Annotated in this window: 23 protein-coding genes; 11 read left to right on the forward strand and 12 right to left on the reverse strand. The window is 70.1% G+C overall.

Features of this window, described 5'->3' with window-relative positions:
• Positions 1–459: 459 nt before the first annotated feature.
• Positions 460–789: a non-histone chromosomal MC1 family protein gene (locus B4V04_RS08600; protein ID WP_498230854.1), complete on the reverse strand. Its 330-nt coding sequence runs from the start codon at positions 787–789 to the stop codon at positions 460–462.
• A gap of 338 nt (positions 790–1,127) precedes the next feature.
• Here B4V04_RS08600 and B4V04_RS08605 point away from each other — a divergent pair, with 338 nt between their 5' ends.
• Positions 1,128–1,331 carry a hypothetical protein gene (locus tag B4V04_RS08605; RefSeq protein ID WP_092564125.1) on the forward strand — a complete coding sequence of 68 codons (204 nt, stop codon included), beginning with the start codon at positions 1,128–1,130 and terminating at the stop codon, positions 1,329–1,331.
• Positions 1,332–1,472: 141 nt separating this feature from the next.
• Positions 1,473–2,528 carry a quinone-dependent dihydroorotate dehydrogenase gene (locus B4V04_RS08610; protein ID WP_498232445.1) on the forward strand — a complete coding sequence of 352 codons (1,056 nt, stop codon included), beginning with the start codon at positions 1,473–1,475 and terminating at the stop codon, positions 2,526–2,528.
• A gap of 51 nt (positions 2,529–2,579) precedes the next feature.
• On the opposite strand, the gene B4V04_RS08615 is transcribed toward B4V04_RS08610, so the two are convergent.
• Together B4V04_RS08615 and B4V04_RS08620 are read right to left on the reverse strand one after the other, a co-directional pair.
• A complete protein-coding gene (locus B4V04_RS08615; RefSeq protein WP_498230856.1) occupies positions 2,580–5,255 on the reverse strand; it encodes a valine--tRNA ligase in 2,676 nt (891 codons plus the stop codon).
• A gap of 72 nt (positions 5,256–5,327) precedes the next feature.
• Positions 5,328–5,582: a DUF7967 family protein gene (locus tag B4V04_RS08620; protein WP_144798481.1), complete on the reverse strand. Its 255-nt coding sequence runs from the start codon at positions 5,580–5,582 to the stop codon at positions 5,328–5,330.
• Positions 5,583–5,925: 343 nt separating this feature from the next.
• On the opposite strand from B4V04_RS08620, the gene B4V04_RS08625 reads away from it, so the two are divergent.
• Entirely contained in the window at positions 5,926–6,168 is a 243-nt protein-coding gene (locus B4V04_RS08625; protein WP_498230857.1) for a ferredoxin, read from the forward strand.
• Positions 6,169–6,221: 53 nt separating this feature from the next.
• Here the strand turns inward: B4V04_RS08625 and B4V04_RS08630 are convergent, their stop codons facing one another.
• Entirely contained in the window at positions 6,222–7,988 is a 1,767-nt protein-coding gene (locus B4V04_RS08630; RefSeq protein WP_498230859.1) for an excinuclease ABC subunit C, read from the reverse strand.
• Between the two features lie 145 nt (positions 7,989–8,133).
• Here B4V04_RS08630 and B4V04_RS08635 point away from each other — a divergent pair, with 145 nt between their 5' ends.
• From B4V04_RS08635 to B4V04_RS08645, 3 genes are all read left to right on the forward strand, one after another.
• Positions 8,134–9,759 carry a methyl-accepting chemotaxis protein gene (locus B4V04_RS08635; RefSeq protein ID WP_498230860.1) on the forward strand — a complete coding sequence of 542 codons (1,626 nt, stop codon included), beginning with the start codon at positions 8,134–8,136 and terminating at the stop codon, positions 9,757–9,759.
• Positions 9,760–9,849: 90 nt separating this feature from the next.
• The gene (locus B4V04_RS08640) at positions 9,850–11,277 is read left to right on the forward strand and encodes a cytochrome P450 (protein WP_498230862.1); all 1,428 of its coding nucleotides are present in this window, start codon (positions 9,850–9,852) and stop codon (positions 11,275–11,277) included.
• Positions 11,278–11,279: 2 nt separating this feature from the next.
• Complete coding sequence (locus B4V04_RS08645) at positions 11,280–11,489, forward strand: hypothetical protein (RefSeq protein ID WP_498230863.1); 210 nt, start codon at positions 11,280–11,282, stop codon at positions 11,487–11,489.
• Positions 11,490–11,915: 426 nt separating this feature from the next.
• On the opposite strand, the gene B4V04_RS08650 is transcribed toward B4V04_RS08645, so the two are convergent.
• Entirely contained in the window at positions 11,916–12,500 is a 585-nt protein-coding gene (locus tag B4V04_RS08650) for a 2'-5' RNA ligase family protein (protein ID WP_498230865.1), read from the reverse strand.
• A gap of 3 nt (positions 12,501–12,503) precedes the next feature.
• Positions 12,504–12,707 (reverse strand): DUF7554 family protein, encoded by a 204-nt coding sequence (locus B4V04_RS08655; RefSeq protein ID WP_498230867.1) that lies wholly within the window; start codon positions 12,705–12,707, stop codon positions 12,504–12,506.
• 126 nt (positions 12,708–12,833) lie between these two features.
• Between B4V04_RS08655 and serB the strand changes: the two genes are divergently transcribed.
• The 3 genes from serB (at position 12,834) to B4V04_RS08670 (ending at position 15,462) form a co-directional block, all read left to right on the forward strand.
• Positions 12,834–13,481: a phosphoserine phosphatase SerB gene (gene serB / locus B4V04_RS08660; RefSeq protein ID WP_498230869.1), complete on the forward strand. Its 648-nt coding sequence runs from the start codon at positions 12,834–12,836 to the stop codon at positions 13,479–13,481.
• A gap of 114 nt (positions 13,482–13,595) precedes the next feature.
• Positions 13,596–14,420 (forward strand): lycopene cyclase domain-containing protein, encoded by an 825-nt coding sequence (locus B4V04_RS08665; protein ID WP_498230870.1) that lies wholly within the window; start codon positions 13,596–13,598, stop codon positions 14,418–14,420.
• Positions 14,413–15,462: a Brp/Blh family beta-carotene 15,15'-dioxygenase gene (locus B4V04_RS08670; RefSeq protein WP_498230871.1), complete on the forward strand. Its 1,050-nt coding sequence runs from the start codon at positions 14,413–14,415 to the stop codon at positions 15,460–15,462. The genes B4V04_RS08665 and B4V04_RS08670 overlap by 8 nt, the downstream gene beginning before the upstream one ends.
• A 33-nt stretch (positions 15,463–15,495) precedes the next feature.
• On the opposite strand, the gene B4V04_RS08675 is transcribed toward B4V04_RS08670, so the two are convergent.
• Together B4V04_RS08675 and B4V04_RS08680 are read right to left on the reverse strand one after the other, a co-directional pair.
• Positions 15,496–16,386, reverse strand: coding sequence for a YkgJ family cysteine cluster protein (locus tag B4V04_RS08675; RefSeq protein WP_498230872.1), 891 nt, complete (start codon positions 16,384–16,386; stop codon positions 15,496–15,498).
• Between the two features lie 284 nt (positions 16,387–16,670).
• Entirely contained in the window at positions 16,671–17,348 is a 678-nt protein-coding gene (locus B4V04_RS08680) for a class I SAM-dependent methyltransferase (RefSeq protein WP_498230873.1), read from the reverse strand.
• 120 nt (positions 17,349–17,468) lie between these two features.
• On the opposite strand from B4V04_RS08680, the gene B4V04_RS08685 reads away from it, so the two are divergent.
• Entirely contained in the window at positions 17,469–17,912 is a 444-nt protein-coding gene (locus B4V04_RS08685; protein ID WP_498230874.1) for a DUF2391 domain-containing protein, read from the forward strand.
• A gap of 44 nt (positions 17,913–17,956) precedes the next feature.
• Here B4V04_RS08685 and B4V04_RS08690 read toward each other — a convergent pair whose 3' ends face one another.
• On the reverse strand, positions 17,957–18,511 hold the full coding sequence (locus B4V04_RS08690) for a magnesium transporter (protein ID WP_498230876.1): 555 nt from the start codon (positions 18,509–18,511) through the stop codon (positions 17,957–17,959).
• 119 nt (positions 18,512–18,630) lie between these two features.
• Positions 18,631–19,203: a magnesium transporter gene (locus B4V04_RS08695; RefSeq protein WP_498230879.1), complete on the reverse strand. Its 573-nt coding sequence runs from the start codon at positions 19,201–19,203 to the stop codon at positions 18,631–18,633.
• Between the two features lie 116 nt (positions 19,204–19,319).
• Here B4V04_RS08695 and B4V04_RS08700 point away from each other — a divergent pair, with 116 nt between their 5' ends.
• Positions 19,320–19,898, forward strand: a complete 579-nt coding sequence (locus B4V04_RS08700; protein ID WP_498230881.1) for a DUF7090 family protein — start codon at positions 19,320–19,322, stop codon at positions 19,896–19,898.
• Between the two features lie 37 nt (positions 19,899–19,935).
• On the opposite strand, the gene B4V04_RS08705 is transcribed toward B4V04_RS08700, so the two are convergent.
• Positions 19,936–20,850, reverse strand: coding sequence for a DUF7089 family protein (locus tag B4V04_RS08705; protein ID WP_498230883.1), 915 nt, complete (start codon positions 20,848–20,850; stop codon positions 19,936–19,938).
• Positions 20,850–20,939 carry a hypothetical protein gene (locus B4V04_RS08710; protein WP_498230885.1) on the reverse strand — a complete coding sequence of 30 codons (90 nt, stop codon included), beginning with the start codon at positions 20,937–20,939 and terminating at the stop codon, positions 20,850–20,852. The genes B4V04_RS08705 and B4V04_RS08710 overlap by 1 nt, the downstream gene beginning before the upstream one ends.
• Positions 20,940–21,058: the final 119 nt, after the last annotated feature.

A 21,058-nucleotide genomic window follows, 5' to 3' on the forward strand; every position in this document is an offset into this window, starting at 1 on the left:
GGCCTCCGGCAGGATCAACCGGAATGTATAACCTCTGAACCTGGTTCCCGGCTCAGAGGGGGTGTTGGCGGGTTTTGACTCGCGGTGAGTCAAAACACCATTGCATGGTCTATGTGGTGTCCGGGCCAGCCAGCGATCTGGATGACACCGAACTACCACGGCTCACATCAGATTTCCTCTTACGCCGGAGCGCAGGGGGCGAAATCCTCATCTTCGCGGACTTGATTGTATCCTTCGAAGGGTCATAAACCCATCGAAGCGGTCCAAGTCCAGCGAAACCGGGCCGGGTTGAACGGCCCGAGTTCGCGGATGCGTTCTTCGCATTAGTTACGATGCCCGGGTTGTATTTAACCCCGTCGAAGCAACGCCGCCACGTCATGCGGTTTCATGCCGGGGAACTGTGAACGGACTCACAGCTACGCGGCGCTGGTAGCAAAAAAGGTCGAACGGCCCCGGCGGCTACTCCTCGTCGATGTACTCAATTCCCTGCTTCGAGACGTTGGCTTTCGTGATGTCGTCGAGGTCGTTGAGCCAGAAGTCGTCGTCCGCCTCGTCGACTTCGGGGGCGCTGTCCTTCCAGGCCCACCCCTCGTACTCGTGGACCTTTTTCGTCCCTTTCTCGCGGAGCCGAAGCGTGATTCGGTCCGCCTCCTCCTCGGAGGGGGCCGGCTCGAGCGTTCGAGCCGCTTTGAGCGCGGCCTGACGGGGCATGTTTCCGGAGAACTCGCTCGGTTCCGATCCGTCTGCCTCTCGAAGGGCGAAGTTTCGCTTACCGTCTTCACGTACCATGGTTTATGCTCCATGCGAACCCAGCACACAGCGTGTAATAAATATATCGGGTAAATGAAAGCTGATCGGCAAAACATTTATATAGTAACTCCGTCCCGGCTAGCGGTTTTGACCGATCGGGATCGTCCGATTCAGAGCGGTCGGACGAGACGCACCGCGAACGGACTGGTCGCGACGGACCGATCGCGGTGCGTCTCGGGCGGGCGACCGCAGAGAGGGAATCGCGAGCCGAAGCCGACGGATCGGAGCCCGAACCGCTCGGAGTGCCCGAGGAGTGCGGATTCGGGTAAACAACACTTATGTGTCTGCTATGGCGAAGTGCGACCAGTACAACCGCGATGGTCCGTAAAAAGAAGCTCAGCCCCAGTGGCGCCAAGGACGACGAGGGGGAGTACCACAACGTCCACGTGAACCTCCACGAGGACGAGCTCGCCGTCGCCGGCATGGAGATCGGCGACGAGGTGTTCGTCAGGGTCCGAGACGGGAAGATAATCATCCAGAAGGCGGACTCCAACCCCGAGCAGCTCGAGCACGACTTCTGAATCGGATCCCTTCTTCGACCTCCCCCCGGGCCGCCGACTCACCGCCGCGAGCGACCGCGACGCCGTACCCCGGCGTGCGAGACACGGCCGGCGTTTCCGTCGGTCGGCGGATTGATGCCCGCTCGCGACGAGTCCGAAACGATGGGCGCGTACGACCTGTTGAAGCCGGCGCTGTTCGGCCTGCCGGCGGAGACGGCACACGGCATGACGCACCGACTGTTGCGGACCGCACAGGGAACTCCGGTCGAGCGCGCGCTGCGCGGGCGGTACGTCGTCGACGACCCGCGACTGCGGGTCGAGGCGTTCGGAAACGCGTTCCCGAACCCGGTCGGCGTGGCCGCCGGCTTCGACAAGAACGCGGAGGTGCCGCGCGCGCTCGCCGCGCTCGGGTTCGGCCACGTCGAGGTCGGCGGCGTGACGGCCGATCGGCAGCCGGGGAACCCGCGACCGCGGCTATTCCGGCTCCGCGAGGACGAGGCGCTGATCAACCGGATGGGGTTCAACAACGAGGGCGCCGACGCCGTCGGCGAGCGGCTCGACCGCGAGCCGCTGCCCGACGTGCCCGTCGGGATCAACATCGGGAAGTCGAAGTCGACGCCGCTCGCCGACGCGCCGGACGACTACCTGTACACATACGAGCGCGTCGCGGACGCGGGCGACTACTTCGTCGTCAACGTCTCGAGCCCGAACACGCCCGGGCTCCGAGAGCTGCAGAACCGCGACGCCCTCGAGGAGATACTCGGGGGCCTCGACGACGCGGGCGCGAGCCCCCTCCTCGTGAAGCTCTCGCCGGACCTCCCGGAGCCCGCGGTCGAGGACGCGCTCGGCGTCGTCGACGACCTCGACCTCGACGGCGTCATCGCGACCAACACCACGACCTCCCGACCGGAGTCGCTGCGGAGCCACAACCGCGCCGAACGGGGCGGCCTCTCCGGGAAGCCGATCGAGGACCTCGCGACCGACCGGATCCGGTTCGTCGCCGAGCGCACCGACGTCCCCGTGATCGGGGTTGGCGGGATCTCGGACGCGGCGGGGGCATACGAGAAGATACGCGCGGGCGCCTCGCTCGTCCAGCTGTACACGGGCCTCGTGTACGAGGGGCCGAGCCTCGCCCGCGAGATCAACGAGGGACTCCTCGAACTGCTCGACCGGGACGGGTTCGACTCCGTCGCCGACGCGGTCGGCGCGGACCTGTAGAACAGAGCGGAGCGTTAGAACGGAGTGGAGCGTCGACGGTCCGCGGTCGGCCTACGCCTCGCTGACGATGACGACGACGTCGTCGGCCTCCAACAGCTCCCCGTCGCCCCGGTACTGCCGCTCCTCTTCGATAGAGAACTCGTCGCCGGTGAGCGTGACGCCGTCGACGTGAAGCTCGTCGCCGTCGATCTCGTACTCCTCCCGCGCGATCGCGGCCTCGATGTCGCCGACCCGGTTCCCGTACTTCGGGCCGACCGTCGCGTAGTCGAGGTCGATCCCGGTGATCACCGTCTCGACCGGCGCGTCGGCGTCGGGGTGGACCGCGAGGTCGGCGACGTGCATCACGCCCGTCACGTCGTCCTCGAAGCCGCGGACGTCCGCGTACACCTCGACGGCGTCGAGCTCGGCGTTCAGGGGGAGCTGGTTCTCGCTCTTGTACTTCCGGAGGGCGCCGACGACGGCCGTGGCGGCGGCGCCGGCCTCGTGGTCCGCCTCCAGGCCGAGCGGCTCGGGCCAGTCGGCGAGGTGGATCGAGTCGCGCGCGCCGTCGGCGACCGCGGCGTCGACCGCCTCGGGGTCGCTCGCCCCCGCCGCGTACATGTCGTGCCAGAGCTCCTCGGTCACGTGCGCGAGCAGCGGAGCGAACAGCTTCAGGAACCGGCGGTGCGCCGTCCGGAGCGTGTACGCCGCGGCGTCGTCCTCGCGCTGCTTGGCGATCTCGAGGTAGTCGTCACAGAACGTGTTCCAGAAGAAGCTCCGGAGCTCGTCTCGGGCCTTCGAGAAGGCGCGGTCCTCGAACAGCCCGGTGAGCCGCTCGACGCGGTCGTCGAGCTCGGCGAGGAGCCAGCGGTCGAGTTCGCGGAGCTCGTCGTCGGCCGGCGCGTCCGGGTACGGCTCGGGCGCCAGCGATTCCACGAGCTTGGAGGCGTTCCACAGCTTGCGGATCAGCTTCTCGCCCGCGCGGAGGTCCTTCTCCTTGAACGGGAAGTCGTCGCCGACGGCGGTGCCGGCGGCCCAGTAGCGCGTGGCGTCGACCGGGAACTCCGCGAGCACCTCCTCGGGCTCGACGACGTTGCCGACGGACTTCGACATCTTCTCTCTGTTCTCGTCGAGGACGTGGCCGTTGATCATCGTCTCCTCGAACGGGACCTCGCCGGTGTGCTCGTAACATTTCACCAGCGTGTGGAACAGCCAGAAGCTGATGATGTCGTGGCCCTGCGGCCGGAGGTCGAACCGGTACAGCTCCGGGTGCTCCATCGTGAACTCGCCGGCCTCATCGTCCCAGTCCCAGCCGGCGTTGATGAGCGGCGTCAGGCTGGAGGTGGCCCACGTGTCGAGCACGTCGTCCTCGGGCTCGAACGCGTCGTGCCCGCACGCGGGACACGCGTCGACCGGCGGGTCGTCGGAGAGGGGGTCGACGGGGAGGTCGGCCTTCTCGGCGACCACGACCTCGCCGCAGTCCCCGCAGTACCAGACGGGGAACGGGATGCCCGAGGAGCGCTGGCGGGAGATGAGCCAGTCCCACTGCAGCCCCTCGACCCAGTGCTCGTACCGGGTGAACATCTTCTCCGGGGACCACTCCATCTCACGACCGATCTCGAGGTACTCGTCCGTCTTGTCGAGCATCTCGATGTACCACTGCTCGGTGACGAGGAACTCGACGCTCGTCCCGCAGCGCTCGTGGACGTTGACGGTGTGGGTGATGTCGCGGCGGTCGAGCAGCGCGCCCGCGTCGTCGAGGTCCTCGACGATGGCCTCGGCGGCCTCCGAGGAGTGTAACCCCTCGTACCCCTCTGCGACGTCGGTCATGTGGCCGGACTCGTCGATGGCGACGCGGAGGTCCAGGTCGTGGACCTGGTACCACTCGATGTCGTTCTGGTCGCCGAACGTACAGCACATCACGATCCCGGAGCCCGTCTCCATGTCGACGCGCTCGTCGGCGACGATCGGCACCTCGTGGCCGAACAGCGGGACCTCGGCGGACTTGCCGACGAGGTCCCGGTTCTCGTCGTCGTCGGGGTGGACGAAGACGGCGACGCAGGCCGGGAGGAGCTCGGGCCGCGTCGTCGAGATGACGAACTCGTCGGCGCCGTCATCGCCGGCGTCGCTCCCGACGACGGGGAACGCGATGTCGTTGAAGTGGCTGTCCTGCTCGTCGTCCTCGGTCTCGACCTGCGAGATGGCGGTCTCGCACTCGGGACACCAGATCGCGGGGGCCTTCTCGCGGTACTCGCGGCCCTGCTCGTACAGGTCGAGGAACGACAGCTGCGAGACGCGCTGGACGCGCGGCTCGATCGTCTGGTAGGTGTGGTCCCAGTCGACGGAGACGCCGAGCGACTGGACGTTCTCGGTGAACTGCTCCTCGTACCGCGCGCACACCTCGCGGCACTTCGCCTGGAACTCGCGGCGCTCGAACTCCTGGTGGCGGATATCGAGCTCGTCCTCGGTGAGCCGCTCGGAGGCGATGCCGTTGTCGTCGTAGCCGAACGGGAAGAACGTCGCGCCGCCGTTCATGCGCTCGAAGCGGGCAACGAAGTCCTGGAGGGTGAACCCGTACAGGTGGCCCATGTGGAGGCTCCCCGACACCGTCGGCGGGGGCGTGTCGATGGAGAAGACGGTGTTCGGGTCGACCGGGTCGTCGTCGGGGTAGGCGTACGTCTCCTCGTCGACCCATCGCCGCTGCCACCGCGGCTCGACGGCGTCGGGGTCGTACTCACCACTGGGCATTTCACGCGCATCTTCCGGCGGTTCCCCCTTAACGGACTCGGTTGTGCGGGGCGGAACTCCGGGGCAGGACGCTCAGACCCGGTCGTCCGGGTCGTGCTCGGCGGCCATCCGCGACGCCTCCGCGGCGAACCGCTCGACCTCGTCGTCCGGGCTCTCGCCGAGCGCGCTCTCGTCGACGTCGCGGCCGGCGGTGATCCCGTCGCCCGTGACGAGTCGCTGCTCGGCCAGCTCCTTCGTGTGGACGCGCTCGCCGTCCTCCGTGGCGTACGTGAGCCGCACGAGCCCCTTCGAGTCGAACTGTCGGTCGACGAGCCAGACCGTGGTCATAGGCGGGGATCCGTTCCTCCGACGCTTAAAAAGGCCGGTCGACGCGAGGCGAAGTCGAGGGTACGTCCCGCGCTCGACCGACCGAAGGCTGTCGGCGCGTGCCTGCGAGGCCGCCTCGCGGCCGAGCAGCGCGCGCGAGGGACGCGGCGACCGGAGCGAAGCGAGGGAGCCGCGAGGCTGGGGAGGCGTGAGGTGCGGTTGCCGTGCGGGGCGGAGCGGGACTCAAAGGGGCGGCCGGGGCTTTGGAGGCGGTTCTCCGGTGGCCTGTCGTCGAACCCGAATAGACCGAAGTCTCACAACGCTCGTCGCCACGGCTTTGTACCGCCTCATCCAACCGAAACCCATGTACGTGAAGTTCGACCGCGACACCTGCGTCGGGATGTACCAGTGCGTCGCCGAGTGGGACGCCTTCGAGAAGAACCTGAACGACGGGAAGGCTGATTTAAAAGGGAGCGAAGAGGAGGAAGAGGACCTGTTCGTCGTCGACGTGCCCGACAGCGAGGAGTTCGACGCGAAGTTCGCGGCCCGGGTCTGCCCGGTCGACGCCATCGAGGTGTACGAGGACGACGGCGAGCAGGTGGTGTGAACGGCCCCGGATCGCCGCTCGGTGAAAGCGGTTCCCGATGACTCCGCGAGCGCTTACAAGCGTTCGCGGAGCGTCTCGGCGGTCGCGTCGCCGACGCCGTCGACGTCGGTGAGGTCGTCGACGGACGCGTCGCGGACGCTCTCGACCGATCCGAACCGCCGGAGGAGCCGACGCCGGGTCTCGGGGCCGACGCCGGGCACGTCGTCGAGGACGGTCCGCACCTCGTCGCGGACGGTCTGGTGGTAGGAGACGGCGAACCGGTGCGCCTCGTCGCGCACCCGCTGGAGCAGGTGCAGCTCGGGGGCGTCGTCGTCCCACCGGCGGGTGCCGGTCGGGGTGACGACCAGCTCCTCGGCCTTCGCGAGCGCGACGACGGGCACGTCCCAGCCGGTCTCCGCGAGCGCGTCGCGGGCGGCGCCGAGCTGTCCCTCGCCGCCGTCGATGAGCAGCAGGTCGGGGTCGGGCCGGTCGTCGCGGCCCTCGACCGCGCGCTCGGCGCGCCACCGGATCAGCTCGCGCATGTTCGCGTAGTCGTCGTTGCGGTCGGTGAGCTTCTTCCGGCGGTAGTCGGCGGTCTCGGCGCTCCCGTCGACGAAGCAGACGTCGGATCCGACCACCGCGGTCCCCTGCGCGTGGCTCACGTCGAACCCCTCGATCCGGGCCGGGCGGCCGATCCCGAGTCGATCGCCTAGCGCGCCGACGGGGTCGTCGCGGCCGCCGCGCTTGCGGGCGTTCTTGAGCGCGAGCTCGACGAGCTTCGCCTCGCGGCCCGCGCCGGGGACCCGCACCGCGACCCCCTCCCCTTCCAGCCAGTCGACCACGTCCGGGTCCGACGGGCGCTCCGCGAGGAGGACCGCGTCCGGGAACTCCCGCTCGGCGTAGTACTGCGTGAGGAACGCCGACAGCACCGCGGCGGGGGTGTTGGCGGGGGTGGTCTCATCGTCGGTCGACTCCTCACCCACCGCCGCCGCGTCCAGCCGGTGGCGGCTCCGGTCGACCAGCTGGCCGCGCTCGCTGTGGAGCCGGGCGACGCGGGCGACGTCCCCCTCGACCGCGGCCGCGAGCACGTCGACGGTGCGGTCGTCGGACCGGTCGCTGACGGCCTCGCCGCCCTCGCCGTGGAACGCCTCGACCGCCTCGAGCCGGTCGCGGAGATTGGCGGCCCGCTCGAACTCGACGCCCTCGGCGGCGGCCTCCATCCGCCGGCGTAGGGGGTCGGCGAGCGCGCCCGTCTCTCCCTCCAAGAAGCGGTGGACCGCGGCCACGTCCTCGGCGTAGCTCTCGGGGTCGATCTCGCCGGTACAGGGGGCCGAGCATATCCCCATCTCGTAGTCGAGGCAGGGGCGGTCGCGGTTCGCGTACTTGTGGTCCGAGCAGCCGCGGAGCCGGTACTCGTCGCGGATCGCCTTCACCACGGTCTCGACGCGGCCCTTGTCGGTGAACGGGCCGTACGCGACCGCGCCCTCCTCCGGGTCGCGGGTGACCTCGATCCGGGGGACCGGGTGGTCGGTCAAGGCGATCAGCGGGTACGACTTGTCGTCTTTCAGCCGGACGTTGAACCGGGGCTGGAGCCGCTTGATGAGGTTCGCCTCCAGCAGGAGCGCCTGCGTCTCGGTGTCGGTGACCGCGAACTCGATCCGGTCGGCGCGCGCGACCATCCCCCGAATCCGCCCCGAGCGCGGGTCCGCGTACGACCGAACCCGGTCCCGGAGGTCGACCGCCTTGCCGACGTACAGCGTGGTCTCCCCCGCCCGGAACTGGTACACGCCGGGCTCGGTGGGGAGGTCCGCGGCCCGCTCGCGCACGGCGTCGGCGTCCATCGGTCCGAGGTAGCCGCCGGACGCGTTTGAACGCTGCGGGCGGGATCGCGGCGGCGGAAGGTGACGGGAGCGACCGAGATGATTATCATATCTGAATACCAGAGGGAACGGTTTATAGAGGCGCTTGGGAGAGGGCGACGTAGATATGACGGGAGTCAGAGGGCTGCTCCGGCGCGTGTTCGGGCGGGACCGAGACTCGCGGTCGGTCCCGGACGGCGGAGTCGTCGTCGACGACCCCGCCGGCGACGAGCGGCCGATCGGGGCCGACGACGCCGGTCGGGGCGGCGCTGCCGGGAGCGAGGAGTACGACATCACCGACGAGCGGGGCGTCGACCGCGCCGAGACGCTGGCCAGGGCCGGCTTCGAGCAGGTGTTCGACGCGACGAGCGTGCCGACGTTCATCCTCGACGCCGACGGCAACGTCGCGGAGTGGAACGAGTCCATCGCCTCGCTCACCGGGAGCGAGCGCGAGGACGCGATCGGTCACGGCCACGTCTCGGAGCTGTTCTACCCCGACGGCCGCCGCGCCGACACGCTGGCCGACAAGGTGCTCGACGCTCCCGAGACCGCCGACGAGGCGTACGGCGTCGAGCGCCCCGACTCGGCCCGGAACCGCTACCGCGACACCAGCACGATGGTGGACCGCCACGGCGACGAGAAGCACATCGAATTCACCGCGACGCCGCTGTACGACGGCGACGAGCTCGTCGGAGTCACCGAGGTCGTCATCGACCGCACGGAGAACGTCAACGAGCGAGACGCGACGAAGAAGCTGGTCTCTGAGATCCGCGAGACCGCCGAGGAGATCGGCGAGGGGAACCTCGACGCCCGCGCCGTCTGCCACGAGGAGTGCGAATCCCTCGACGAGGAGCTGCTGGCCGTCATCGGCGTCGTCAACGAGATGGCGGAGAACCTGCAGAACCTCTCCGAGAGCGTCCACGAGCAGGCGCGTCAGATCGACCGGACGGTTCAGGAGGCGAGCGGGGCCGCCGCCGACATCGCCGAGAACGTCGACGAGCAGAACGAGCTGTTGGAGGAGAGCGTCTCCGAGATGCAGTCCTTTTCGGCCGGCATGGAGGAGGTCGCCGCCACGGCCGACCAGGTCGACTCGGCGGCGGTCGCCGCCAGCGAGGCCGCCGACCAGGGGCTCGACGCCAGCGAGGACGCCCGCGAGGCGACCGAGGACGTCGTCGAGATCGGCGACGAGCTCGTCGAGAGCGTGGGCGCGCTCTCCGAGCGCATGGACGACATCGAGGAGGTCATCGAGGTCATCTCCGACGTCGCCGAGCAGACGAACCTGCTCGCCTTGAACGCCAACATCGAGGCCGCCCGGGCCGGCGAGGGCGGGGACGGCTTCGCGGTCGTCGCCGAGGAGGTGAAGAAGCTCGCCGACGAGACCCGCGGCTACACCGAGGAGATCACGGAGAGCCTCGACAAGCTCCAGGAGCAGTCGGCGGACACCACGGCCGCCGTCGAGCGCTCGCACGACCGCATCGAGGACGCCGGGACCGAGATCGAGACGGTGCTCGACTCGCTGGAAGAGATCGCCGACGCGGTCGACGAGGCGGCCGCGGGCGTCGCCGAGGTGGCCCGGACGACGGACGACCAAGCCGCGACCGTCGAGGAGCTCACGTCGTCGCTGGAGGCGGTCCGCGAGCGCTCCGACCGCACCGAGGACGCGACCGACCGCATCGTCGAGGCGACCGACGACCAGGAGGTCGCCGTCGACGAGCTGATCACGCGCGTCGAGCGCCTGGACGCCCGGCAGTAGGCGGGTCGGCGTCGGACGATCGGTCGGTTTACGCCGTGCGCGTTCTCCCCGCCGCCGAACGTTTAACCTCGCCGAGACCCTGCTTTTGGTATGTCCGTCACGCCGCCCGGACCCATCGGCGACCCCGTCTTCGGCAACGGCCGCCAGTACGCCGACGACCCGTTCTCGTTCATGCGCGCCTGCGCCGACAGCTACGGCGACGTCGTCCGCTTCGACCTCGGCCCCCGGGAGACGTACCTGCTGACGAACCCCGCCGACGTCGAGCGCGTCCTCGTCGCCGACGCCGAGCGCTACCGGAAGCCGCAGTTCGGCGACGACGCCATGGACACCCTGCTCGGGAACGGCCTCCTGATGAGCGAGGGCGAGGCGTGGCAGCGCCAGCGGAAGCTGGCGAACCCCTCGTTCCACAACCGCCGGATCGGCGCGCTCGCGGGGACGATGGTCGACCACACCGAGTCGCAGCTCGCGGACTGGAGCGACGGCGACGTGGTCGACGTCCAGCTCGAAGTCGCCCGCCTCACCGTCAAGATCATCGTCTCCGCGATGTTCGGCGCCGACATCACCGACGAGGAAGTGAAGACGGTCCAGGAGAAGCTGGAGCCGCTCGGCGCGCGCTTCGAGCCCGACCCCCGCCGCTTCCTGATCCCGAACTGGGTGCCGACCCGCGAGAACCGCGAGTTCGACGCCGCCATCGACACCCTCGAGTCCGTGATCGACGGGATCGTGGAGCGCCGGCGCGGGACCGAGCGCGACCCCTCCGTGGACCCGGCCGGTCCCGAGGGCGTCGCGGTGCGCGGCCCCGCCGGCGACGGCGACGGCGACCTCCCGATGGACCTGCTCTCGGTCCTGCTGCGCGCCCGCGAGCGCGGCGAGCAGAGCGACGAGAACCTCCGCGACGAGCTGGTGACGATGCTGCTCGCCGGCCACGACACGACGGCGCTCGCGCTGACGTACACGTTCTACCTGCTCTCGAACCACCCCGAGGCCCGCGAGCGGGTGGCCGCGGAGGCCGAAGCGGCGGTCGGTGGCGGTCGCGCAGCGGACGACCCGACCGCCGCCGGCGGCGCCCCGACCGCTGCCGACGCCCGCGAGATGAAGTACACCGAGCGCGTGCTCAACGAGTCGATGCGGCTGTATCCCCCCGTCTACACCCTGTTCCGCGAGCCGAAGCTCGACGTGAAGATCGGGGGGTACCGGATCCCGGAGGGCTCCGCGCTCATGCTGTCGCAGTGGGTGGTCCACCGGTCGCCGCGCTGGTACGACGACCCCGAGACGTTCGACCCGAGCCGGTGGAAACCGGAGCGCCGGAGTCAGCGCCCGCGGTTCGCGTACTTCCCGTTCGGCGGCGGGCCGCGTCACTGCATCGGGAAGGCGTTCTCGCTGCTCGAAGCCAAGCTGATCCTCGCGGAGGTCTGCTCGCAGTACGACCTGGAGTACGAGGGCCCCGAGCTCTCGCTGCGGGGTTCGCTGACGATGCACCCGGACCACCCGGTGCCGATGCGCATCCGCGAGCGGTAGGGATGACCGACGACGAGACCGCGTCGTACTGTCGGCGCTGCGGCGAGCGCCTCTCGCGGGGCGTCATCGCGAGCGAACGGCGGGCCTGTTGTCTCAACGCGACCCCCATCGCCGGCGTCTGCCCGACGCACGGCCCGGTCGGGCCGCACCACGCGGTCGACGAGCCGAGCGGGAGCGACAGCGGCGTCAACGAGGACGACGACGAGACGTGACCGCCGCCGGCGACGTGCTATTTATAAATCGATAGCAGTCGGCGCGCGCCTGCGAGCGGCCGCCCCGCGGCCGCGAGTCAGCGTGTGCGAGGTCGCCGGCGCTACGCGCCGGCTGCCAGAGAATCTTCGATTCTCGCTGGAGTCGGTGGTCCGGAGCGAAGCGGAGGACCACCGACGAGGCTGGGGAGGCGTGAGGCGCGGTTGCTGTGCGGTCGGGTGGGACTCAAAGGGGCAGTCGCGAGGATGACGCAGGCGACGTAAGCACCACAGGGAGCGAACGAAGTGAGCGACTGAGGAGCGCAACGAGCGTGCGTCATCCTCGCGGCTGGGGCTTTGAACGCGTTCACCGTCGAAACCCTAATCGGCAGAGTATCGCCGAGCGGCTGGGGCTTTGGAGGTCTTCACCGCCGATCCGCTCACAACTATTTATAAGTCGATCGTCGCGGCGATCTCGCGGAACTCGGGGTCGTACAGGTCGAGCGCGTGGACGCGCCACCGGATCGGCTCGAACTCCGCACCCACGAGGTCGGCCACGACGCCCGGGTCGGGATTCCCGCCGCGCGCCAGGGTGACGTGCGGGACGAAGTCGTCGCCCTCGATTCCCTCGATCGCGCCGTAGGCCGCGCACAACCGGTGGTGGAGCCGGACGAGAACCTCGCTCTCGACGGCGAGGTACACCACCGGCCGCGACCCGGAGGCTGGGGCGTCGAAGACGTCGATGCCGGTCACGGCGACGTCGAACGGGTCGGTCCCCGACACAAGCGGGCGGAGGTCCTCGCGGAGCGCCGCGAGCGCATCGGACTTGGGGGGCGTCGGGTCGGTGCCGGAAGCGGCGTCCGGCGGGCCGGAGCGAGCACCGCTCGCGACGCGGTCCGGGACGTCCCCGATCCCGAGTCGCTTGCAGACGAGGGTGTGACGGTCGCGCACGCGGTCGAACCCCGACAGTTTCGGGTGGAGATCGGCCGCGAGCTCGCCGAGCGCGGGCGGGAGCGGGACGTTCAGGCTGAACACGCCTCAGATCCGGTCGGTGAGCCGTAAGGCGATTAACACGACGATCGCGAGGACGATAAGCGTCGGAAGCGCGTCCAAGAGCGCGAACGTGACCTCCAGCACGGCGCCGAGAATCTCCAGGAGAAGCCACACGATAGCGAGCCCCAGAATCACCTTCAGCAGGTCGTCGACGTCGACGTCGGCGCGGTCGTCGGCGGTTCGGTCCATGTCGGAGGCGACGGTCCCGACCGGCAAAAAGGCCACCGAGAGCGCGGCGCTCCGGGACGGTCCCCGCCGTGCGGAGTCCGTTGCGCGATCAGGTGCTTCAAAACCCCGCCGCGCCGAACGGAGTCCATGAGCCTGATCGCGTTCGACTTCGACGGTACGCTCTCCGACTCCGAGATGACGGTCCTGCTCGCCGAGCGCGCGGGCGTCGCCGACGAGGTGGCCGAGATCACCGAGCGGGCGATGAACGACGAGCTCAGCTACGCCGAGAGCCTCTATCAGCGAGCCGAACTGCTCGGCGGGCTCGACGAGGACGACGTGGCGGCCGCGTTCGACGAGGTGACGCTCCGGCCGGGCGCCGGGGAGCTGATCGAGCGCCTGCAGGCGGACGGCCACCACGTCGCGGTGCTCACGGGCGGGTTCGAGCGCGGCGTCAAGCGCGCGCTCGCGAAGGCGGGCGTCGAGGCCGACACGGTTGTCGCCAACCGTCTCCCGATGGCAGGCGGAAAACTCACCGGCGACGCCGAGGGGCCGCTCATCGAGGGGACGAAGGACGACGCGCTGGCGGGGCTCGCCGCCGACCTCGGCGTTCCGATGAGCGAGACGGTCGCGATCGGGGACGGCGCGAACGATCTCCCGATGCTGGAGGTGGCCGGGCTCGCGGTCGGCTTCGTACCGAAGGACGCGGTGCGCCCGGTCTGCGACGCCGTCGTCGCCTCCATGTTCCGGCTCGGGAAGGTGCTGGAGGGCCACGGCGTGCTGTCGGCCGAAGCGTAACTCCGACGGACGAGATCCCGCCGACCGCGGGGGGTCGATCACACTGTTTGGACTGGCCCTTAATAAGGGACGGAGCGAACAGGGAGTCATGGACGGCGCCGGTGGGGTGATCGGATGCTTCCGACGCTGACGTATCTCCAGTTCCATCTCGTCTTCAGCCTCCCCGTCGTCGCGGCGCTGTGGTACCTCGCGCCGCGGTACGACGCCGTCAGACGGCGACGCGCGGCGGCCGGCATCGCGATCCTCGTCGCCATCGCGTACGCGTACACGACCCCGTGGATCAGCTACATGATCCGCCGAGGGGCGTGGTCGTACGCCGACGGCGCGGTGCTCGTCCGGGCGCTGTCGATCCCGCTCGGGGAGTACCTGTTTTTCACCGTCCAGACCGTCGTCACCGCGTTCGCGCTCCACCTGATCGGGTTCGACCCGACGTTCCGCGAGGGCGACTTCGACCGGCGGCCGCGGATCGCGGGCGTCGTCGCCGGCCTCGCGATGGTCGTCGTCGGGCTCTGGCTCGTGACGCTCGACCCCTCGTACCTCTACCTCGGCGGGCTGATCGCGTGGGTCGGCCCCGTCTTCGCGCTCCAGTGGAGCGTCGGCGGCGGGTACCTCGTCCGGACGCCGCGGACGTGGCTCGCGGCGACGCTGATCCCCGCGGCGTACTTCTGGGTCGCCGATCGGATCGCGATCGGGATGGGGACGTGGCGGCTCTCGACCGAGCTGACGACCGGGATCGCCGTCCTCGGGCTCCCGATCGAGGAGATGCTCTTCTTCGCCTCGGCGGGCGTGATGACGGTGAACGGGCTCGTGCTGTTCGAGTGGGTCCTCGACTGGAACGACCGGCGCGGCCGGCCGATCGAGTCGGCGGTGGACGCGTTCGACCCGACGCCCGATCCGCCCGAACCGGACCCCGAGTCCCCCGACCCCGTCGATGACTGAGACCGCGACCCGGTCGGCGGTCGACCGGTGGTTCGCGCTCTACCCCGCACTGGCGCTCGCGGCGCTGCTCCCGGTCGGCGCCGTGACCCCCCTGTTTCCGGTGGAGGTCGGCGTCGCGACGTTCGCGCTGGGGACGCTCGCCGTCGGGATGGCCCACGGCGCGGTCGACCACCTCGTCCCCTTCCGGGCGGCGACGGACGTCTCGCTCCGGCGGTCGATCGCGGTCGTCTCCGCCGTCTACGCGGTCCTCGGCGGGGCGGTCGTCGCGGCGTTCTTCCTCGCGCCGGTCGCGGCGTTCGTCGGGTTCATCCTCCTCACGTGGCTCCACTGGGGGCAGGGCGACGTGGCGGCGCTGGCCGTCGCCGGCGTCGATCACCTCCCTACCTCCGCGGAGCGCTGGCTGAGCCTCGTCGTCCGAGGCGGGCTCCCGATGGGCGTCCCGCTGCTCGCGCACCCGGGCGAGTACCGGCTGGTCGCCGAGTGGGTCGTCGGCCTGTTCGTCGTCGACGCGGCCGCCGCGACGGCCGCGGTCGACCCCGTCTTCGTCCCGGCGACGCGGGCGGCCGTCGGCGCGTTCATGATCGCGGCGACGGCGCTGTCGGTCGGACTGGGGTACCGGCGGGTTCGGGCGGGGGCCTCGCGACGCGACTGGCTCCGCGACGCCGGGGAGGTGGCGGCGCTGTGGGCGTGGTTCCTGCTCGCCGCGCCCGTGTTCGCCGTCGGGGTGTACTTCGCGCTCTGGCACGGGCTCCGGCACGTCGGCCGGCTGGTCCTCGTGGACGAGCGGGCGGCGGGGACGGTCGGCGACGGCGACGTGATCGGCGCGCTCCGCCGGTTCGCGCGCGGCGCCGCGCCGCTCACGCTCGGCGGGTTCCTCGTCGTCGCCGCGGTCGGGCTCTCGGTCCCCGCCGGGGTCGCCGCGCCCGGCGACCTGCTCGCCGTGTCGCTCGTCGCCATCGCGGCTATGACGCTCCCGCACGTCGCCGTCGTCGCGTGGCTCGACCGGAAACAGGGGGTCTGGCGGCCGGGAGCGAACGCGTGAGGAGGAAGGGGGAGGGCGGGATCGGAAACGCCCTCACTCGCCCCAGCCCGGCGTTCCCGGCGCGCCCGCGTCGTCCTCCAGTTCGCGGACCAGTCGGTCGCGGGGTTCCGGGTCGAGGTCGGTCGGGTCGCCGTCGTCCCCCGCGCGCTCGGTCCACTCGCGGATCGCGCGCCCCGCCCACGAGTCGGCGTCGCGGGCGCGGGTCCGGGCCTCGGTCATGCGGTCGCGGTCGACTGACAGCGACCCCGGCCGCGACCCGACGGCGGCCCCGACGAACCGGGCGCGGTCGTCGGCGGTGAGCGAGTCGGTCCGGATCCGATCGACCACCCCGTCGAGGTCGTCGGGGTCGGGGTAGGCGAAGACGGTGGTTCCGAGCGCCTGCGGACCGAACGCGGGCGCCGGGAGGTCACCGGGGGGCTCGTCGTCGAGGAGGCGGTCGCCGCCGCCGGCGGCCTCGACGCGCTCGCACTCGGTCTCGGCGTCGAGTTCGAGGTTGTGCCCCGGATACGTCGCGCAGGTCCGGGGGTACAGGTCCCCGTCGTGGATCCGGCACTGGAGCGTCGTCGGGTCGAGGAAGACGCAGGCGTCGAGCCAGCGGGGCTCGTCGGTCCCGATCGGCGCGACCGGCTTCGGCGGCTTCCGGAGGCCGACCATGAACACGGGGCGGTCGCGGGCGGCGGCGACCTCGACGCCGTCGATCGAGACGGTCACGTCGCGCTCCGCGGGTTCGAACAGCCGCGGGACGAGCGCGTCGCCGAGCCCGTCGTCGACGAAGGCGGCGACCTCGTCGCGGGAGAGCGGAGCGAGGTCGTAGACGTCGTCGAGCGGGGGGCGGTCGCCGGCGCGGTCGGAGCCGGCGGCGTCCGGTGCGAGCGGCCGCCAGTCGACGCAGCAGCCGGCGCACCCCTCACAGCGGAGTTCCATCTGGTTAATCATGTTAACATTTAACAATATTAAAAGGATCGGCGAGAGGGAGTCGACTCTGAATCGAATTGTGGTGGCGCGCGCCTGCGAGCGGCCGCCCTCGGCGGCCGCGAGTCAGCGCGTGCGAGGGAGACGGCGGCCCGGCGCGGCTTCGCCCGCGCCGGGCCGTCCGTCGGGGCTGGGGAGGCGTGAGGCGCGGTTGCGGTCGGGTGGGACTCAAAGGGGCTGGGGCTTTGGAGGTGTTCACCGTCGATCCGTCGACAGTTCTTAAATGATCGATCGATTCAGGGCGCGACGCCGACCGTCAACAGCGTCCCCCACGTCCGGTAGCGGTCGACCATCGCCTCGCGGGAGTCCCAGTCGTCGGTGGGGAACGCCGAGGCGTCTGGGATCTCGATCTCGCGGTCGGGGACGTTGTCCTGTGCGGCGACGTACAGCCCGGCGTCTCGGAACGCCTCGCGGTACTCCGCGCGGCTCCACAGAGTCATCTCCACGGAGATGTTCTCCTGCCACGCGTGGGTCGACTCGCTCTCGGCGAAGTAGTTGACGGCGCAGTAGAAGGTTCCGCCGGGCTTCAGCACGCGGCGGATCTCTCGGAGCGTGTTGCGCGGGTCGGCCGCGTAGTAGAACGCCTCCATCGAGAAGACGTGATCGAGCGAGTCGTCGGCGAAGGGGAGCGCGTCGAAGTCGCCCACGAGGAACCCCACCGCGTCGTCGTCGGTGTAGCGCCGGGCGTTGCGGGCCATCTCCGGCGCGCCGTCGAGCCCGTACCCGCGATCGATGCCGCGCTCGCGGAGCGCGCGGAGCGCGTAGCCGGAGCCGGTGCCTAAATCGAGGACGGCGTCGCCCGCCTCGACCGGCATCCGCGCGAGCACGTGTTTCGCGGTGTGCCAGTGTCTGTCCTCCATTCCGCGGTCCTTCCCCGACGTCGCCCACTGGTCGAACTCCTCGCGAACGCTCATGGCGGTACGACGGGCGGGTGGGTGAAAACCGATTCGGAGGGGACCCGTCCGCGCGCAGCGACGCGCGACGCGGCGTTAAAAAGCGTCGCTGTTTTATCGGCTCCCGTCCCTTCGGGAAGTATGAAACGCCCGCGGAGCCTCCGTCGACCGAAGTTCCGGATCGCGGACTCCGCACAGCAGGCGGTCGGCGGATTCCTCCTCGCGGGGCCGTTCGTCGTCACCGGCGAGGTGTGGGACCTGGCCGCGGGCATGAGCGCGGTTCAAGGGGTGCTGACCGCCGGGCTCGTCGCGCTGATCGGCTACGCCGCACTCTACCGGGCGGACACCGACAGAGACCCGGAGAACGAGAAGGAGATCGCGGGGATTCCCGCTCGGTTCGTGTCGCTGATGATCGTCGCCTTCGGCTCCGTGGCCGTCCTCGTGTTTCTCTTCGACGCGCCGGCCACGTTCCTCATCGATCAGGGCGTGACGGGGATCGAGCTGTGGGTGACCACGGCCAAGGCCGTCTCCGTCAGCGCGGTGTTCAGCGTCGTCGGCGCCGCGACCGCCGACAGCGTGTTCTGAGCCCGGGCGGCGACAGCGCCGTCCGCACTCACCGCCGTCCGAACTCACACGACGACCGAGACGACGGCGAAGAGGATCAGCACGCCGGCGATGTCGCAGACGTTGGTGACGACGGGGATGGTCGTGTCGTCGGGGTTGAGCCCGATCCGGTAGGAGGCCTCCACGGCGGCGACGCTGGCGACGACGACGAGGACGGCGAGGAGCATCCCGGAGACCAGCGAGACGAGGAGCATCCGCCCGAGCCCGAGCGTGCCGCCGAGCGCGACCCCGATCGCCCACGCGGCGACGCCGACGATGCCGAAGACGGTCCCCGCCAGGGCGAACACGGCGCCCGCGTTCGCCCTGAGGTCGGGGTTCGACGGGTCCAGTTCGTACGTCCCGAGGTAGAGCTGCGTGGTGAGCCGCGAACAGGTGATCGACGCGAGGTTCCCGGCCGTTCCGATCTGGACCGGGACCAGCACGAGCAGCGCCGGGTTGCTGACGAGCACCGCCTCGTACGTCTCGAGGACGGTCCCGGAGACGAGTTGGAGCACCGACAGCGCGGTGAGGAGCGGGATCATCGTCCGGACGATCCGGCGAATTGACCACTCGTCCGTCATCGTCGGGCCCCCGCCGGACGTGGGGCCGTTTCCCCCGCCGGACGTGGGGCTGTTTCTCCCGCCTGATGTCGACCCGTTTCCCCCGCCTGACGCCGAGCCGTCTCCCGCGTCGGCGTTCGTCACAGCACGACCCCCACGACGTAGATCCCGACGAGGAGGAAGAACACCCCGAACACGTCGCCGAGCGTCGTCACGACGGGGCCGATCACGTTGTCCGGGTCGAGCCCCCGGCGGTAGCCGACGAAGATGACGGCGATCAGCACCGAAATCATGAGGGCCGCCGAGAGGAACCCCGCCACGACCATGATCCCGATCAGCTGGAGGAGGTTCCCCTCCGTTCCCAGGAGCGTCAGCCAGAGGTAGGTGACCACGGCGATGAAGACGGAGACGCTCATCCCGTTGACGAAGGAGGCGAGGATCGCGTTCCTGAGCCGCCGGTCGAGCCGGAACTGGGGCTCGATCAGCCCCTGGTGGAGCCCGGTCGAGAGGCGAGCGCCCAGCGAGCCGTACACGCCGCCGCGGGTCGCGAGGAACGCCGGGAGCAGGAGGAGGAGGCCAGGGACCTCCGAGATACCGGCCCGCATCGTCTCGGACCCGAGGATGGTGCCGGCGAACAGCCCGGCGACGAGGCTGACGAGGATCACCGGCAGCGCCTGTCGGTAGACGTCGCGCGCGGTGTCGTGGCCGGCCATCGTGTGTGCGAACGCGAGGGGGATCCAAAAAACCGGTCGGCCGGCGATGGTCGCGCCGAGCGGTAGTCGACCGACGTGGCCCGCATCGTTAAGTCGGTCCGGCGGTTTCCGATCCCATGGACTACTCGCTCGCCATCGAGAACGGGCCGGAAACGATCCCGGGGGGGACGGGGCTTCTGCTCGTCCACCCGAGCATCGGCGAGACGGACCGGATCGACACGGACTTCCTGAAGACCGACACCGACGCGTTCCTCGTCGTCTCCACGCGCACGACCGCGCGCGAGGTCGAGCAGAAGCTGGAGTACTACGACGTCGACGAGACGAAGGCGACGATCCTCGACACGCTCTCCGTCGAGCGCGGCTACTCGCGGCGCTCCAGCGACGACGTCTTCTACGTCTCCGCCCCCGACGACCTCGACGGCGTCGTCGACCGGGTCGAGCGGTTCCTCACGGAGAACGAGGGGAAGCGACGGGTGTCGGTCGACTCGCTCACCGAGATGGCGTACTACGCCGACGACGACGCCGTGTTCGAGGCGGCCGCGGACATCCTCGACCTCCTCGACGAGCACGACGCGGTCGGGATCTTCCACCTCTCCGAGGAGGTCCACGAGGTCGCGACGCTCGACCGGTTCCGGGAGCTGTTCGAGGGCGTCATCGAGCTCGACGGCGAGGGGAACGTCAGCTTCGAGATATAGGACCGAAAGCGAGTCGACCCGTAAAAACGAACGCGGGTCAGCCCCCGTCGTCGACCATCGATTCGAACGTCTTCTCCGCCCACTTCACCGCGTACGGAGCGCCGCGGTCGCGGTAGGCGGCGGTGTCGAGCGCGGCGAACGGCGCGGGGAGGTCGAGCCCGTGACGCACCGTCGAGCAGGCGTACTCCGTGGCGCTCGCGAAGTCGGTCTCGCCGCGGGCGACCTCGCCCGAGAGGTCGCCGAGCCGACCCTCCAGGCGGTCGCCGGCGTCGAGCCACGCGTCGAACAGCCGCGGGTGGCGCCCCTCCCACGACGCGAAGACGTCGCGGGTGTACAGCCCGACCCAGGCGTCGAACAGCGCGGCCGCGACCTGGAAGACGTCGCTCGGGCCGTGTCCCGTGGTCGAGGCGCCGGTGTCGGGGTCCGGTTGGCGGACGGCGGCGTCGAGGTCGCGGTAGCGCTCGCCGAAGAACGGGAGGAAGCTCTCGGGGAGGGGGTTCGGGGACGCGTCATCCGCGGGCGCGTCGTTCGGGCGCGTGCCGGTCGGAGACGCGTCGTCCGGAAGCGATCCGGGAGACGGCGAGACGCCGATCTGAACCAGTCGGTCGGCGATCAAGAATGCGAGGAAGTCGTCCGGCGTCCCCTCCGCCCGCTTCTTGACGAGCACTGTCTGGGGGTCCGTTTGGGTCGTCCGGACGACCGTGCCGTCGCCGGGCAGTCCGACGGTGAACGTCGCGCCGGCGTACCGCTTGAGGAGCTCAGGCGCCTCGTCGGGGAGCCACGCCGCCGGGAAGGAGGCGGGCGAGAGCCCGTCAACGAACAGCCCGAGGTCCTCGGCCGCCGCCGGCGGGAGCGTCTCGAAGTCGGCGTCGACGTCGATGACGGGCGATCCGGGTGCGTGTTCCTCGCGGACCGCGTCGAGGTCGTCGTCGAGCGGCCGGGACGAGAACATCAGCCGAGCACGTACGAGAGGATGATGAGAACCGACAGGGCCGCCGAGGCGCCGATCGTCCCGAGGACGATCGTGGTGGATTTGCTCATGTCGAACCCTGGGGTCGCCGGTCGTTTAAAACTATATTACTTCGGACGGGAGACCCCTCGGGCGGACGGGGAAGGGTTCGGACGGACTGGAGACGTTCCGACCGATCGCGGGAACCGAT

The sequence above is a fragment of the Halorubrum sp. B52 genome (assembly GCF_059752555.1).